Here is a 15,231-nt window from a genome sequence, read left to right on the forward strand (position 1 = left end):
GCGGTCAGACCGCTTCTGGGCGCGATGATCGGGAAGCCGCCAGGCAATTGGTGAGGTGTAGGTGTCTAAAACCAGCTTGTGTCGTTGCCACAGGCGGCAGCACAAAGGCTGCGCATAAAAGGCAGAATTCCCACCCGAAACGATAATGGTTCAAATCTTAGTTGCCTTAGTCGCGGGGCGCGGGGCATCCTCACCCTGTGCTACATACCGAGAAACCGCCGCTCACCGAACTCAAGTCCTTCTTCACCGACGCGACCGGGGGCTCAGGCACCTACGGCCACCTGCTGTTGGAACAGTCAACAGCGCCGTTTCAGGACGGCATAGTTGATGCACTTCGCCCCTATTTCGAATCGGCTCATGCCGATGCGCGCGAACACTTCCACAAGGCTGTCCGGATCTCGCTCCATCCTGAGGCGGGCGAGATGGGTGCCGACGCCACCTATCCGAACTGCCTGCCGCCCAAGACTATCCGCGGTCTGTTCGGCGAGGTGATGGCGGGCATGATCGCCGAGGCCTACCCAATGGTGGGCACCAAGTCGTGGCGGATCCCGATCTTCCTTTTTCGCGGCCATGGCGCGGTCGAGGACTACATCTTCGACCTCGCGCGCGATCCCACGAAGAAGCGGGAGGTGCACGGGCGGCCAGGAAACGACTTCATCGGGCTCGAGATGGCCGCCGACGGCACAGTGACTGCCTTCATCGCCGGCGAGGCGAAATGGCGCGCCGACCTCACGGCTTCGACGATGGACACGATCATGAAGGGCGATGGCACGGGCAAGGGCGCAGCACGGGTCTACAAGGACAACGGCGTCTGGAACGACATCAACACCGCGCTCCCGGTGCCGAAGGGTCTCCAGCAGATGTGCGACCTGCTCGCGATAAAGGATCGGGACACCTTCGCCCGGACCATCCTTTCGCTGGACGAGGCGCTGCTCGGGAAGTCGAGCCTGCCCCGCACCGACCTCGTCCTGGTCGCGGGCAACCGGTCACCGACGCGCCCGAACGGGGCGACCTTGCTGCCGACGGCGGCCGCGCCCGCCGACTACAAGGCGACGCGTCCGCTGCAGATCGTGGAGATCGTCCTCGAAGGCGGCGAAGACCTGATCAAGCGGATATACACCAGCCTGTGGGTGAAGCATGGCGGAGCTTGAGGCGGAACGCCGCGCGCTGGCCGAGGCCTTCCTCGCGGTCCATGCTACGGAAAACGCGCTGACCGCGCAGCAGGCGCGCCTTTTCGTGCGGTCGATCCAGAGCAGCTGGCGGGTCACGTCCCTCGACTGGTCGGTCAGACAATCGGTCGAGCTTTTCACCGATGCGCGTAGGCTGCTGCACGCAGCGACGATCTTCGAGGAGGGTGATGGCCCGGACGGCGCGGCGGCGGCGTCCTGCTACCGCCGCGCGGGCGAGATCCTGGAATGGCTGGCCCGCGCGGGAGACGACGTCACGCACGACGTTCCCGCTGAGGTGCTCGCCGCTGGCGCGTATCAGCTCGCGGGTCTGCCGGCGATGGCCGGCGGGATCCTGAAGCGGGTGAAGCTCGATGGCGTGGGCGCTATCCTGGGTGCGTTCCTCGGTTGCGACTTCGACTCCGTGATGGAGCTCACCGCCGCGTTCTGGGCTAGGCATGGGGATCTGACGGGGCCGGACGGATCGGAAGGGCTTCTCGCTGATACCGACGATGAGCCGCCACAACCGATGCCGTCCGTTGCACTGGAGGCGGACGAAGATGGCGACGCGCCGCCGGAAAGCCGGACGAGCCGGGTCGCCTGGTATGTCGCCGTCGAGACGGTGCGGTCTGTCGGTCTCCTCGCGGACGGGCTGCGGCGCGGCGAGCTGATCAGGACCGAGACGGCATTGCAGAAGCTGGCGGCATTGGCGGATGTCGCGACGCGCATCGTCGGCGACGAGGCTTGGATCATGCTCAAGCTGGTCCGCGCTTCCGCTGCCCGTTTCGCGCGGGATAGCCTGCACCGTCGCGCCGCGCCGCTTGCGGCGCCCAGCCCGGATGCGGCTGCGAAGCTGCACCGGTTTGCCCGCGAGCAGTTCGCCCGGGGTCGTGGCGTGCTGTGGCCGTCCCAGGTCAGCGGCCTCGCCCGTCTCGCGGCCGGCAGGTCGTTCGCGCTCTGCACCCCGACGGGATCGGGCAAGACGCTGGTCGCCAACCTCGCTCTGGTGAAGGAGCTGCTTCTGACCGCACCGGCGGACGGCAAGCCATCGCCGCTCGCGCTCTATATCGTCCCGTCACGCGCGTTGGCGGGCGAGGTCGAGGCCAAGCTGAGCGCCGAATTCCGCAGCGAGATCATCGTCACCGGACTCTACGGCGGCACAGATTGGGGCATCACCGATTACTGGCTGACGGCTGACACCTCGACCGTGCTGATCGCCACGGTGGAGAAAGCCGAGGCTCTCATCCGCTATGTCGGGCACCTTCTGGTCCGGCGCCTCGAATTGCTGATCATCGACGAGGCGCACCAGGTGGTCGTCGACGGCTCCCCCCGCACCATGCGCGATCTCGCCGCCCACTCCGATCGTGCGATGCGGCTCGAAGGCCTGGTCACCCGCCTTCTTGCGCTCAAGCCAGGCATTGCCCGCGTGGCGCTGACCGCCGTCGCGGGCGGAGCGGCACCGCCGGTTGCGCGGTGGATCGAGGGCGACGATGCGGCCAAGCCCGTGGGCCTCGGCTACCGCAGCAGCCGTCAGCTTGTCGGCGTGCTCGAATCGCGCCCGGGCCAGTCGGCGCGCATCACGCTTGAGCTAAACAACGGCCAGCCGCTTTACGTTCGCGGCCGCGAGGATCCTGTTTTCCTCAACCTCAGCCTTCCCCCGATGCCCGAACCACTGTCGGCCATACGCAACAGCCTCCCCCACTACGTGCAGAACCATGCGCTGTGGACAGCCCTGAACCTCGTCCCCGGTGGTCGTCGCATCCTCATCTCGGTCACGCAGGCGCCCGACCGCGTGATGAAGCGCTATGCCGAGGCGTTCACGCTCAAGGGTTGGGACGCCCTGCCGCCATTCGCGCCGCCGGCGGATGGCGTGCAGCTTTTCGCCGACGCGCGCGCAGCCTGCGTCGACTATTGCGGTCCGGCTTCGTCCGAGGTCGCTCTGCTCGACCGCGGCATCGCGACGAGCCATGGCCAGATGCCGCAGCGTCTGCGGCGCTTGATGGTCGAGTTGATCGAGAAACGCGTCTGTCCGGTGACGGTGGCGACCGCGACCTTGACCGAGGGGGTGAACCTTCCGTTCGACCTCATCATCCTGCCTAGCCTGGAGCGGACCGTGGACATACGGCCGACGGGCCAGCCGGTGACCGACATCCTGCCCACGGCGGAATTCCGCAATCTAGCGGGACGCGCTGGCCGGCCGGGCGCGGCAGAGTCGATGGAGGGCATGACGCTCGTCTGCCTGCCGATGACCAACTCGTCGACGGCACCGGCCGAGCAGGCGACACAGCGCAATCAGCGCGACGGGTTCGTTCGCAACCTGAACCGGCTCCTCGACGCGATCGCGGCCGAGTCCCGCGCCGACGCCACCGTCAGCACACCGCTCCAGACGCTACTACGCTCGATCTGGCAGAAGGCGCGCGACGTGCTGGGGCTGCGCACGGTCGCCGACCTGCACGCGTTCCTCGAAGCATCCCTGCCGGAATCGGTCGGCGACAACCTCGGCGTCGGATCGACGCAGACCCTGGACATGCTGGGCGACAGTCTCGACGAACTCGACGGCTTCATCCTGTCGGCGATCGAGGAGATGGAACGCCTGTCTGGAGCGCCGGCGGACGTCGAAGCGGCGATACGCGACATCTGGAGCCGGTCCTTCACCCGATACGCCGGCGTCGCGGAGGAATGGCTAGAGGCAGCCTTCGTGAAGCGCGGCGAAGCGCTAGCCGCACGGCTGTATCCCGATCCCGTCCAGCGACGCGCGCTCTACCAGATCGGCTTCACGCCCTACGTCGGGCGGCAGTTCCAGCAGGTGTCGCCCGCCATCCTGGAAGCACTTCGTGGTGCAGCCGACTACGGTACATGGGGCAACGCGGATCGGTTCGCGCTCGTCGAGCGGCTGGGCGAACTCATGCGGGACGGTAGGGGCTTCGGCTTCACGGCGCGTGGAGCGACCGAGCAGGCGCTGATCGACCGGTGGCTGGATGTCGCTGGATGGTGGGTGCAGCGTGACGGTGCGTCGCCGCCGGCGACCGGCGAGCTCCGCCGCTGGCAGGGCTTCGTGGCCAACAACCTGGAGTTCAGGCTCGGCGTCTCTGTCGGCGCGGCGGTCGCGGAGGCATGGAACGCCAACGCCGGCGAGGCCGAAGTCCCCAACCTGACGGAATGGCGCGAGACCACGAAGCTGCCGTGGATCGGTTTCTGGTTCCGCGAGCTGCTGCGCTGGGGCACGCTCGATCCGTTCGTCGCGTTCGCCATGGCGCAGGGGTTGGCCGGGACGCGCGAGGCCGCGACCGTGCTGCGTGCTGAATACGAGACCTGGCTCGCGAGCCGCACGTTGGTCCCCACGGCCGAGGAGCGGATAGATCCGCAGCTCTTCCTTGCCTGGATGGAGGCGCGGCCGCGGGGGATCGTCCCGCCGGCGGTGCCGACGACGGTGGCCGCGGGTCTGACGAGGGTGACCGGTTCTCGCGCCTCGTATGCCGTTCGCCCGATCATTCGCGACGGCACCGTGACTTGGATAGATCCCGCTGGTTTCGAGGTTGGGACCGGGCAGGCGATCCCGGGCGCCGGCGCCGCGCGACCATCCGGGCACGACTATGTAATCGCGAATGATCAGTTCGGCGTGCGGGTTACGCGGACCTTCTGAGCTCCGCCGCAGTGGTTCATCCGAACCGCTTTTTCAGGTCGGTTGCGCTCGCTTCCAACGCCGTCAGGAGCGCGGTCATCATCGCTTCGCAGTCGCGCGGATCGCCGACCCCGAGCTTCGCGGCGACGTCGAGCAGCTTCTTGTCGCCCATTGCATGGTCGGCCCAGAGCCGCAGGTCGTATAGATAGAAGAACGGCGCGATCGCGTTTGCGGTATCGCCGAGGAAATCCTTGTAGACCAACCCGAGCAGCTTGTTTCCCTTCGTGTCCGGCGGCACCGTGATCGATGTCGTCGCAAGGAAAGCCCGCACCGCCTTGTTGTCCACGTCCTCGTTGATGATCTCGTTGAGCTCGCTGACGTAACGGACAAAGTCGTCCTCGCGGTTGATGATGAGCGACCGGTAGCGCCGGACATCCTCGAGCCGCTCGTCGAGGTCGCGACCGCGGTAGAGCTTGGATCCGTGCTTCGCGGCGAAGGCGTCGTTCCATCTGGTCAGCGAGTTGAGCGCGCGCACCCCTACCGGTGGCTCGGTGAAAACTGCTTTGATCTGCGCATCGTAAAACTCGGACCGCACGTCGTGATCCGACGGGACGTTGGACCCCGCCCAGTGGTGCTGCTCGACGACGGGAAGGTCCTCGAGATCGCCTAGCCACGCGACGACTGAGCGCTTCGCGTTGAGCCCGAAGGATATCTGCCAGTCGTCGCCGAAGACGGTTCCGTAGGTTTCGCTGGCGAAGTCCACCGCGATGCGCGGGTCGTAGAGATATTTCACCAGCACGTGTCGGTCGAAGTAGACGGGGCGCAGGAACGGCGACATGCCCTCCGCCGGGTCGAAGGTGAAAGTTGGACCGGCGGTGGACGCCATCATGCTCTCCGTTTTCTCTTTCATTCGCCCCCCCGAGCATGGCAGTAACGCCGGTGCCCGGGAAGGCCGCCACCTCAGCTTCGATCATGTCTCACGCCGCCTCCGCCGAGGTTCCCCGAAGTCGAGCCACGGCGTCGTCGACCGTCTCGACCGACGGGTCCAGCATCTCGCCCATCACGTCGACGAGACGCGGCAGGCAGCTGATGCGATGGACCTCGAGATGGGCGAGTGCCAGCTCCCGCGCCCTGCCACCCGCCCAGTCAATGCTGCCCGCCTGCAACGAGAAGTGGGCTTCGGACTTGATGCCCTCAATTCGGAGCCAGGGGTCCATCCGCTCGGTTCCGTCGTTCGCCGAGCGCCACATCGGCATGTAGTCGCGCGAGAACGTGACGATCGACCCGTCGGCCAGCGTCCAGAACCCGTAGGGCAGCCAGAGCCGGCTCGGGACGAAATCGGGCAGGGCCGACCGGGGCGTCGTGACTTCGAAATCCGCGCGCATGCCGATGCCGCGGTCCAGCATGACGTAGGTCGCACGGCCGGGCCGAAGCAAGTAGCCCGGCTGGTCCTCGCCCGGCGACCGCACGCGCACGACGGTGCCAGCGCGCCCACGTCCGCCCGCGCCGAACAGTCGTGCGCGCCAAATGCGAGCCTGGATCTCCAGCGAACGCGCTAGCGTCATGCCCGTCAGGACCCGCGACTTCGTCAGGGCGTATTGAATGGCGCCGGTCCCGACGCCGAGCTCATCGGCGATGGCGATGACGCATGCGATCGCCGCTTCGTCGTGGACCAGTCCGTTCGCTTCCGTCGTCACGCGCGCGAGGTCGTGCCAGTCGCGGTGACCTGTCGCCTTGGCGATCGCATCTTGCGCCTCGTTCAACCTGACCCCGCTGGCGGCCCGGACGATGAGCTTGGCGGCGGCCTTAGGCCGGTCGGTGCCTTTTAATGTAATCCGCATCGAACCACTCCGCGGTGCTTTTCGAGGCGTGTCCACTAGGCCCGCGCGCACCCTGGAAGGTCCGTCGGTGGCGATGATCTCCTGCCCTCGGGCTTCGCCAACGTGGACGGCGTGGCCGGATCAGCCACAGGTAGGATGGCATCGACCACGGCGACGCGCAAGCTGCGATCGCGCCGCCGGCCGTGTCAACCGTCAGGGGCTCCAGCTGCGCAGCGAGTGGATCGCCCGGTCGGCCTGACCCATGACCTCGTCAAGGGGCGGGCAGTCCGGATAGTGCCGAACGAGGATCGTCTTCACACGTTCGAGCCGCGACACCATGACGCCGCGATCCGCCGTCGGCACGGGGCGTTCGCCCTTGGTATTGTAGTAGAGGTTCGAGAACGTCTCGTGGTCGAGTTCGGTCGTGTCGTATTCGCGCATGACCCATTCGTCGAGGTCGCTGCGGATCCGGTCTACGCGGTTCCGCGCGCCGTCGCGCTTGCGGGCATCGGAGATCACCGACTGAAGCAGCGCACCGACTTCCTGATGCGCGTCGATCGGCATCCGCGCGTCGGGTCGCAGCCGCCGGCCTACGAAGGTCATGTTGTAGGGGACCGACGCCCGCTTGCGCGCTGGGCGTCGCTCCCTCGGCTTGGCGTCACGCTTCGCATCCTCGGCGGCGCGCGTCCCCGGCGTATCCACCGCGGCGTAGTATTCGCCCGACGTTCCTGCCCAACGCGTGGCGGTCACCGGGCGCGGCGACTTGTCCAGCGCCGCCGCCAGATCCGCGACGGTCGGCCCCTTCCCCCGGTCGGCCATGAGGAAGATCGAGCAACCGTGGTCCGGCCAGTAGATGCCGCCCCACCGCGGCTTTACGATCTCCCAGCCGTGACGCTCCGCCCAGGCGATGCGCTCGGCGTTCACGGGCTCATCGTGGTCGACGTAGGGCTCGTCGGTGCGGACGTGCCGGCGGTTCAGCGGATCCCACCAGACGGCGCTGTGGTCCTGTCCGGGGACGCGGTAGTCGATGCGGCCGTCCGGGTATGTGCGTTTCGAATCCGAAGGCTTGAGACCCGTCGCCTCGATGAACTGCAACGTGCGGGCCACCTCGCAGACCCGCCGGCGCGCGAGTTCGGCGTTCTCCGACATCGACATAAGCACAAGGTGGTCGGGCACCTCCGCGCGCACGTTGCCCAGGTATCGGTCGCACCGCGCCTGGGCGGGTGTCAGCAATTCCGCGTAGGTCGCGCCGAGCCCGATCCTGAGCGTTTCCTGTCCCCGCTCCTTGGTCCTGCGATCGAACCAGCGCGCCGTGATCCAGATATCGTGGCGCGGGCGATCCGCGATCGCGCGGTTGGCATGCACGAAGTTCGCGAAGCCGGCAGCGACGGCGGCCCGGTCCAACGCCTCGGCGTGCTTGATTCCCTGCTCGCGCTTGAAGTTCTTGGCGAGGCTCTTGATGCCGTCGATCGTCGACGGCCGAACGGTGTTGTCCGACATGCCATTCTCCAGCCCGTGTCGAAGCGTCGCCCGCCAACCGCCCCTCGAGCCCGAGAGACAAGTTCATTCCGTATCGTCGGCAGTGCTGCTTGCAGCTTCGCTCCTGGCAGGCGGCTGGCTCCTACCTGAGAGCGCCCGCGCATCTTACAGGAAAGGGGCATGCCAGGGAAGTGCGAAGCACGGCCACTGTCCGAGCCGCCCTTCACAACCCGCCACGGATGGTGATGTCTCTCTGGGGTGGCCTGATGTGGGCTCCGCGTGGAATCCCATCGACATGGGAGGACCGGTATGATTGCTATCGACAACATGGACGTCGGCGAGAACATCAGGGCGCTTCGCGCATCCCGGGCAATGACACAGGAGGATCTAGCCGCGTCGGCGGGTGTCGGCATAGCGACCGTGCAGCGAGCCGAGGCGGGGCGCACGATCGCCGCGGCGTCGCTCGCCTCGCTGGCCGCGGCCCTCGGCGTGCCCGCGTCCGAGCTTGGCTCGGCCGGGTGGGGTTCCGACCAGCCTCACGTGCCGCTCGATCGGATCACGTCTGGCCGTGGGGTGATCGGTTTGCTCCGCCGCGGTCGCAACATCGACTTCGGGTTCTGCGAACTGGACAGCATCGACGACGCCCGCTCGATCCAGCTGTTCCAGGAGCATTGCGAGGCGGTGGCTGCGATCGAGGGCGCCCTGCGCCCCGTCGATCAGCTCGTCCGGGAACTTGAGGCGAAAACGCTGCTCGACGGCCTAGCCGCGCGCGGATTCCTGGTCGGCGGCGCCAGCTTCGACGTCCAGTGCTACGACGTGGACGACGACGGTGGTGGCGGCTTGGCGATCCTGATGGCGCAGTGGACCGAGACCAGGATCGCGCTACGCGTCGCCCGGGACGCATCAGGCATCTCGCGCGCTTTCGTGATGGACAGCCTCGGCGAATACGAGGCGCCGCGCGATGGTGTGGTCTTCCCGGAGCGAACCGGGGATGCCGCTGCGTCGACCGATGGGGGGGATTGAGGCGGCATGTTCAACGTGATGATCACTGCAGGCGACAACGCCTGGGAGGAAGGGGCCTACGTCTGGGACCGCAGCCGGGTGCTCGAGCACACCGCCGAGGACATCCGGGCGGCGCTGCTGGCGCTGACCCCCGCGGTGCTGGAGGAACTGGCGAAGCTCCCGACCCTGTTCATGTATGAGCAGTCGGCGGACGGCGTCCCTCGCATCGGGCACATCCGCCGCATCCAGCAGCGCGGCAGCGACATCCGCGTCATCTTCGAGTTCGACGATTTCATACCCCCGCTGACCGATGAGGCGATCCAGGAACTCCGCTGGGACCTGCAGCTGGCGGATTTCGAGTTCAGCCGGACGCATTGGGCCGTGAAGGACGGCGACTTGTTCGCCATCCTTCGCGAGCATGGCCTCATCGGCGCGGTCGCCGCCGAGGCGCCCCGCGTTGAACGCGAGCCGGTGGCCCCGGCAGTCGACGTTACGCCGGCGAAGGTGTTTTTGGTGCACGGTCGGGACGAGGCGGCCAAGCATGCGGTCGCACGGTTCCTCGAGCGCCGGGTAGGCGTCGATGTGGTCATCCTGTCGGAACGGCCGAACCGCGGACGGTCGATCCTCACCAAGTTCCGCGAGGAGGCCGACGGTGCGGCCTTCGCCGTCATCCTTTTGACCGGCGATGACCTCGGTCATCTCCGGCCCGAACTCGTCCCGGCTGGCGAGGCCGCGCCGGTCGCGGTCCGCCGCCCGCGCCAGAACGTGCTTTTCGAGATGGGCTTCTTCATCGGTCAGCTCGGTGTCGAGCGGGTGTGCGCGCTCGTCTCGCCGGGCGTCGAGCGCCCGTCCGATTACGACGGCGTCGTCTACGTCCCGCTGGACGATCAGGATGGGTGGCAGCGGCGGCTGGTGACCGAGCTGCACGCCGCCGACGTGCCCGTGTCCGCGACTTGGTGGCAGGCCTAAGGTGGCCACGCGGAACGAGCTCTACGCGAAGTTCGGCGTCACCGCCGAGGCGGCGCAGCTCTTCGAGACCGAACTCGGCACGCTGATCCTGTGCTTGCGCGGGCTCGAGGCGGGCTGGCACGCCGAGCCTGACGGCGATGCGGCCATGCGGCTGCTGCTCGACATCAACCGCAAGACGCTGGGCGGACTGCTAGCCAAGTTGCGCGAATCTTTCCTGTTCGACGAGGATCTCACCGACCTTTTCGCCACGGCGCTGCACTGCCGGAACCGGCTCAATCACGGCTTCTTCGAACGGCACAACTATGCGATCGCCACCGCGGAGGGCCGGGACGCGATGATCGCGGACCTGGAGGAGTCGCACCAGCGTCTCTTCAACGCGTGGCAGATGGCAAGCCGCATCACGACGACTTTCCAGGAGGCGTTCCTCGCCGCGCGGGAGCAGGCGACCGGCATCCCGAACCCCATATCGAAGGATCTGCCGAAGCGGCCGGTTATGCCAGGCGGCTGAAAGACCGTCAGGCCGGGCCAATCCGCTAGCGCAGGATTTTTCCGAGCAGGCCCGTCGGCTTCTTCCAACCGAAAAGCATCTTCTTGCCCTCGGTGTTGGCCTTATCCGCCGCCTTCTCCAGACGCTCACCGACTTCGCCGCCCATGAGCCTCAGGTCCGGGGTGACGCGCCGTGCGGCATCCATCAGCTGCCGCCGATCGGCCGCCGCAATCGCAAGTTCCAGGTAGCGCCAGCGCTCGTGCGGATGGTTCGCGGCCGCGGCCTGGGCGAACCAGTGGTCGGAATGGCGCGACCTCGCGTAGCTGGTCCGTCCCGCCCTGGCCGCATCGCCGAGGAAGCCGCGCTTCCAGTCGCGTCCGAGCACGGCGTCGGAATGCGGGTTGGCGGGACGCATCGACGCCGCAGTTATCCCCAGCGCCTGGTCGGCCGGCGTGGCGGAGGAGAGCCGTCCGTCGATGTAACCGTCCAGCCACTGGCCTGCGCCCGCCGCCTCCGCAGCGAGCACCACGGTCGCTAGCTGGCCATCGTCGGACGCCTGCTCCAGCACCCTGCCTCGCAACGCGTCGATCTCTTCCGACGCCACCGCGCTGAACAGCGACGTGAAGCGTATCGGATGCTTGGCCGGACCCATCGTCACCGTCACGTGCGGGTCGATGCGCCATAGATGGGCGAAGGTCCTGGCCGAGAGGTCGGCGTCGATCTCGGCGTAGTGCTGCGCGAGGGCGAGGCCGACGTTCTGGAGGTTGCGAAGTGCGCGCTCATCGGTGGTCGAAAGGATGCTGCGCAGCCACCCGGCATATCTGTCCGGTTGCGACCACGCGAGCACGTCCAGGCCGATCGCAAACGGCCGGCGGGCGACGACGAGCGCGCCAGCGCTCGCGAGGCTGTCGAGGAACTGCTCGAGCTGCTGGCCGAGGAGCCGGCGCCTGCTGGCGAAACGGGCGCCCGACGTATCGGACATCGCCTCCTTCAGGCCCTCCATCGGATTGTCGAACTGCTCGCCCCGGTCTTCCATGCTGATGCGGGCGGCGGTCTCCGGCTGCTCGACCTCGAGCGTCAAGATCGCATCCGCTGGTGCCTCGACGTCGATATGGCCCGTGAGCATTTCGACTGTCGCCTCGATCGTGTCCGCCAGGCGGTTGAGTGCCGCGGGCATGCGGGACGCGACCCAGTCCAGATGCTCCACGGGAATGTCCTCGACGAGATCCTCACGGCCGCGTCGCGCGATGGCGGCCGAGATCGCCGCGGAGACGGTTCTCGCCCGCCACGTGCGGTCGACGTCGTTGGGACGCGGGAGCGCGAGCACCACGTCGTCGATATCGGGATCGTCGTGCGTCCTGGCGAACTCGGCCGCCGCCGCGACCACCTCGGCCTCGTCGCTGCCCAGGCAGCCGATGACGAGATCCCGCATTGCCGGCGTGACCTCGACGGCCCCGTCGGAGAGGAAGATCAGCGTCCGTTCGAGGATGTCGGGATCGCCGTCGATGACCGCGGCCAACCGGTCCGCGGCCTCGGCGCCCGTCAGCGGCTTGGCCACCCGCGAGTATCGGAAATAGTAGGGCGCGTCGTTGGGCAGTGACTGGAGGACGTCGAGCTGCGCGGCGCCGTCACGGGTGGGCAGGACGCTCTCCACCATCGTGCCCGTGATCCAGTCGGTGTCGTCCGACGGCGCCAGCGACGGGTTGGCCGCGATGTCGGCGACCCGCTGGTCGATCGCCTCGATGGTCTCGGCGTCGAGGATGGGGCTGAGCCAGGGCAGGTGCCATGCGAGTTGCCGGAGCGGGAGCCCCGTCCGGGTTGAGATGGTCCGCGCGATCCGGTCCAAAAATTCCCGCAGGGTCTCGAACTCGAAGCGGACGAGGCTCCCTATGTTCCGCTCGAGGTCGTGGTCCTCGGCCGTGGTGCTCATGTGGTTCCATATCGCGGCGGGGTCGATTGCCGCTATGCGCCCGGCAGCCTCCGCGATCCCGGCGGGCGGTTCCGAGGCGGGGTCTAGCGGGTCCGGTTCGGGCGCGCCCTTGGCATGCGGCGAGGGTCTCGGCGCGAGCCCCTCGGCCATGTCCTCGTCGGCCTCGGTCCCCATCAGTCGCAGGGCGAACGCGACGGCCTGGCCCGCGAGCGTCGAGGAACCGGGAGCGACGAAGCGTGCGACGTCGTTCCGCACCGCGGCCGCGAATTCCGCCGGATCGATCCGGTTCAGCCGGAGCACCCAGGCGAGTTCGTCGTAGGGCGAATTGTATGTGCCGCCGACCTTGTAGGCGAACGCAAACGCGACCAGCCCGGGCGCGAACGGCGTCTGCGCCCTGCCGGTGAGGTGCAGCGTCGCCGCCATCGCCAGACCGCTCGGCCTCGCGAGTTCGGGGCAGTTCGCGGCGAACCAGGCCCGCTCGTCGGGCGTCAGCGACGCGAGACGGGCGTCGATCTGCTCGTTCCTTTCAGTCTGGCGGCGTTCCCGCTCTGGCCCGTCGGCGCTCTCGGGCAGCGCCCGGGTCCAGCTGCCGAGCCAGCGCACGACGCGCTGGTTCAGCGCGTTCCGCACGCTCTCCCGTTCGGCGGCCGCCTCCAGGATGAAGCGGAGGAAGCGTCCCTCGTCGCGGTCAGTGTCCCGCGATTCGTAGGCGTCGAGGAACGGGCCGGGCCTGGCGGCGATGTGCGGCATCAACTCATCGAACGCGTCCTCGACGTGGTTCTGCAACGATATCCAGACCGCGACGAGCGCGGCGACCCCTGCGTCGGGGTAGCCGGCGTCCATCACGCTCACCGCGACGGCCGCAGTCAGGATGTCGGCGGCCGCGTCGAAGCCCCTGATCGGGTCGATGATCGGCGCGAGCGCTTGGTCTAGGTCTTCCCCTGCGTCGACGTGCGCCCTCAGTTCGTCAGCGATCAAGAGACCGAGAGCGAACCGCAGACTCTCCGGCCGGAACTGATAGGTGTTGCTGGCGCCGTCGAAGAAGCGCCCTTCCTCGATCTCGGTGAGGTCATTCCTGATATCGCGGCCGTCGTCGCGGGTCGCCGCGCCCGAGCGGGTGCGCCACTCGTCCCGGTTGAAGTCGGCGCCCTGGCGTTCGCGGTATTCGCGCGCGTGGCGGACGAGGAGGTCGCGGAAGTCGGTCTCGTTGTGCGCAATCAAGTCGTCGCGCTCCTCGAGCCGGTGCCGCCAGAACTCCATGAGCAGGCGCTCGACGCTGAGGTCCTGCACGCCAGCGAGGCGGGGCAGGATCGTCAGCGCCAGCGCGCAGATCCTCGGATTGCGCATGAACGCGTTGAGGCGCGGGTTCAGATCGTCCGGATCGACGCCGTTCCGGCGTAGCACGTCGGCGAACTCGGCGTCGTCGTAATCGTTCACCTGAACGCGGATGGTCGTGAGGTAGCGTGGCAGGCGGCCGTCAACCTCGCGGTTCCAGTATTGCTCGCGGCAGGTGGCGACGAGGACGCCGCCCAGGTCGCGGACGGCGGGCATCAGGTCGCGCAGTATCGACGCCCACGCCTTGCCGCTCGTCTCGTTGAGGCCGTCGACCACCAGCACGAACGCGTCACGAGATCGGCCACCCTGTAACCACCGCTCGATCCGCCGTCGCCAGCGTGCGACCGCGGTGTCGTCGCGCGGTCCCGACTGGTGCGCCGCAAGCCGTGCGAGTATCTCGACCGGCTCAGTGCCGGGCGAGAGCTGCTCCGCGATCCGCCCGATGGACAGCAGCAGGATCGGGCGTGGGTCCGCGGAAAGCCACCAGTTCGTAACCGCCCAGGTCTTGCCGGAGCCCTCGCCGCCCGCGACTAGCACGAGCGTGTCGCCCTCCGCGTCGGCGCGCGCGGTGTCGACCGCCTCGCCGATCGAGCGCCGCAGCGTCGGCCGGTCGGCGGTGAGCGCCCGGTCCTCGAGCGGCACCAGGAACTGGGAGAACTGGCGCTGAGCGAGCCGCCGGCTTCCGAGGGTGGAGTTCGCCCAGTCGGCGTTGCTGTGGCGGAAGGCATCCAGCCCGAGCAGGCCGGGCGACAGTTTACTGCGGATCTCGGCGAGGCTGGCGTCGAACCCAGGATCGGCGGCGATGTCGGTGAGGCCGGCGGCGAGCGCCGCGTGCTTGGAGGGATTGAGATGCAGCTTCGCGAACGCCTCCACCCGTTCCGGCACCGCCGCGAGCAGGACGGCGAGCGGCGGCAGCCCGGCCGCCGTCCAATCGAGGGTGAGAAGGCTGATGCCGCCCTTGTCGAGGATCTGCTCGAGCTGCCGTTCGGTCGTCTCGCCGACCTCTACGGTGGCCGCGAGCACCCACAGGTCGACGCCCTCGGCAAGCGCGAAGGCGGCGAGCGTCGACTTGCCGACGAGCTCCTGCAGCGGGACCGAGTTCGTGTAGCGCTTCGCCTCCATGGCGATCGCGAACCGGCCCGCGGTGGTTGCGGCGTCGCGGCCGAACTGAGACCCCGACTTGGCGAGCCTAAACGTGTATCCCGTAAAGCCGGCAAGCGCGTCCGCGACTAGGCCCTCGAAGCCGATCGCGCCGGCCGCCGGTTCCCACGTGCGCAGGATCTCGTGCAGGGCTTCGCGTGCGGTGGCGGGAGGTGTCGGCGAGGTGATCGTGATCGTTTTCCGGCGCATCTCGTCGTTCTAATGGCACCGCTGAAGCCCGCAAGACGAAGCGGATACGCTGACAGGATGACGTGAATTCG

The 15,231-nt window shown here is 67.9% G+C and carries 9 protein-coding genes; 5 read left to right on the top strand and 4 right to left on the bottom strand.

Translation table 11 applies throughout. The features are described 5' to 3' along the window. Positions 1-197: 197 nt before the first annotated feature. Together AC07M1_RS14265 and AC07M1_RS14270 are read left to right on the top strand one after the other, a co-directional pair. Positions 198-1,151 (top strand): aminotransferase, encoded by a 954-nt coding sequence (locus AC07M1_RS14265; RefSeq protein ID WP_495163290.1) that lies wholly within the window; start codon positions 198-200, stop codon positions 1,149-1,151. Further along, on the top strand, positions 1,138-4,809 hold the full coding sequence (locus tag AC07M1_RS14270) for a DEAD/DEAH box helicase (protein ID WP_495163291.1): 3,672 nt from the start codon (positions 1,138-1,140) through the stop codon (positions 4,807-4,809). The genes AC07M1_RS14265 and AC07M1_RS14270 overlap by 14 nt, the downstream gene beginning before the upstream one ends. A gap of 16 nt (positions 4,810-4,825) precedes the next feature. On the opposite strand, the gene AC07M1_RS14275 is transcribed toward AC07M1_RS14270, so the two are convergent. From AC07M1_RS14275 to AC07M1_RS14285, 3 genes are all read right to left on the bottom strand, one after another. Beyond that, positions 4,826-5,674, bottom strand: coding sequence for a hypothetical protein (locus tag AC07M1_RS14275; RefSeq protein ID WP_495163292.1), 849 nt, complete (start codon positions 5,672-5,674; stop codon positions 4,826-4,828). Between the two features lie 91 nt (positions 5,675-5,765). Further along, positions 5,766-6,629: a hypothetical protein gene (locus AC07M1_RS14280; protein ID WP_495163293.1), complete on the bottom strand. Its 864-nt coding sequence runs from the start codon at positions 6,627-6,629 to the stop codon at positions 5,766-5,768. A 192-nt stretch (positions 6,630-6,821) separates the two neighbouring features. Then, positions 6,822-8,108 (bottom strand): DUF5623 domain-containing protein, encoded by a 1,287-nt coding sequence (locus AC07M1_RS14285; RefSeq protein ID WP_495163294.1) that lies wholly within the window; start codon positions 8,106-8,108, stop codon positions 6,822-6,824. A gap of 288 nt (positions 8,109-8,396) precedes the next feature. Here AC07M1_RS14285 and AC07M1_RS14290 point away from each other — a divergent pair, with 288 nt between their 5' ends. The 3 genes from AC07M1_RS14290 to AC07M1_RS14300 are packed head-to-tail and all read left to right on the top strand — an operon-like array spanning position 8,397 to position 10,566. After that, a complete protein-coding gene (locus tag AC07M1_RS14290) occupies positions 8,397-9,110 on the top strand; it encodes a helix-turn-helix transcriptional regulator (protein WP_495163295.1) in 714 nt (237 codons plus the stop codon). Between the two features lie 6 nt (positions 9,111-9,116). Continuing rightward, on the top strand, positions 9,117-10,058 hold the full coding sequence (locus AC07M1_RS14295) for a TIR domain-containing protein (protein ID WP_495163296.1): 942 nt from the start codon (positions 9,117-9,119) through the stop codon (positions 10,056-10,058). Between the two features lies 1 nt (position 10,059). Further along, the gene (locus AC07M1_RS14300) at positions 10,060-10,566 is read left to right on the top strand and encodes a hypothetical protein (RefSeq protein WP_495163297.1); all 507 of its coding nucleotides are present in this window, start codon (positions 10,060-10,062) and stop codon (positions 10,564-10,566) included. Positions 10,567-10,591: 25 nt separating this feature from the next. Here AC07M1_RS14300 and AC07M1_RS14305 read toward each other — a convergent pair whose 3' ends face one another. Then, positions 10,592-15,160 (bottom strand): hypothetical protein, encoded by a 4,569-nt coding sequence (locus AC07M1_RS14305; RefSeq protein ID WP_495163298.1) that lies wholly within the window; start codon positions 15,158-15,160, stop codon positions 10,592-10,594. Positions 15,161-15,231 lie beyond the last annotated feature (71 nt).

It is taken from the genome of Sphingomonas sp. GW821-FHT10C01 (assembly GCF_059415525.1).

Excerpts from the sequence above, each read along its gene's own strand:
- AC07M1_RS14275 (WP_495163292.1), bottom strand. The coding sequence starts at position 5,674 with ATGGCGTCCACCGCCGGTCCAACTTTCACCTTCGACCCGGCGGAGGGC.
- AC07M1_RS14295 (WP_495163296.1), top strand. The coding sequence starts at position 9,117 with ATGTTCAACGTGATGATCACTGCAGGCGACAACGCCTGGGAGGAAGGG.
- AC07M1_RS14270 (WP_495163291.1), top strand. The coding sequence starts at position 1,138 with ATGGCGGAGCTTGAGGCGGAACGCCGCGCGCTGGCCGAGGCCTTCCTC.
- AC07M1_RS14290 (WP_495163295.1), top strand. The coding sequence starts at position 8,397 with ATGATTGCTATCGACAACATGGACGTCGGCGAGAACATCAGGGCGCTT.
- AC07M1_RS14305 (WP_495163298.1), bottom strand. The coding sequence starts at position 15,160 with ATGCGCCGGAAAACGATCACGATCACCTCGCCGACACCTCCCGCCACC.
- AC07M1_RS14280 (WP_495163293.1), bottom strand. The coding sequence starts at position 6,629 with ATGCGGATTACATTAAAAGGCACCGACCGGCCTAAGGCCGCCGCCAAG.
- AC07M1_RS14285 (WP_495163294.1), bottom strand. The coding sequence starts at position 8,108 with ATGTCGGACAACACCGTTCGGCCGTCGACGATCGACGGCATCAAGAGC.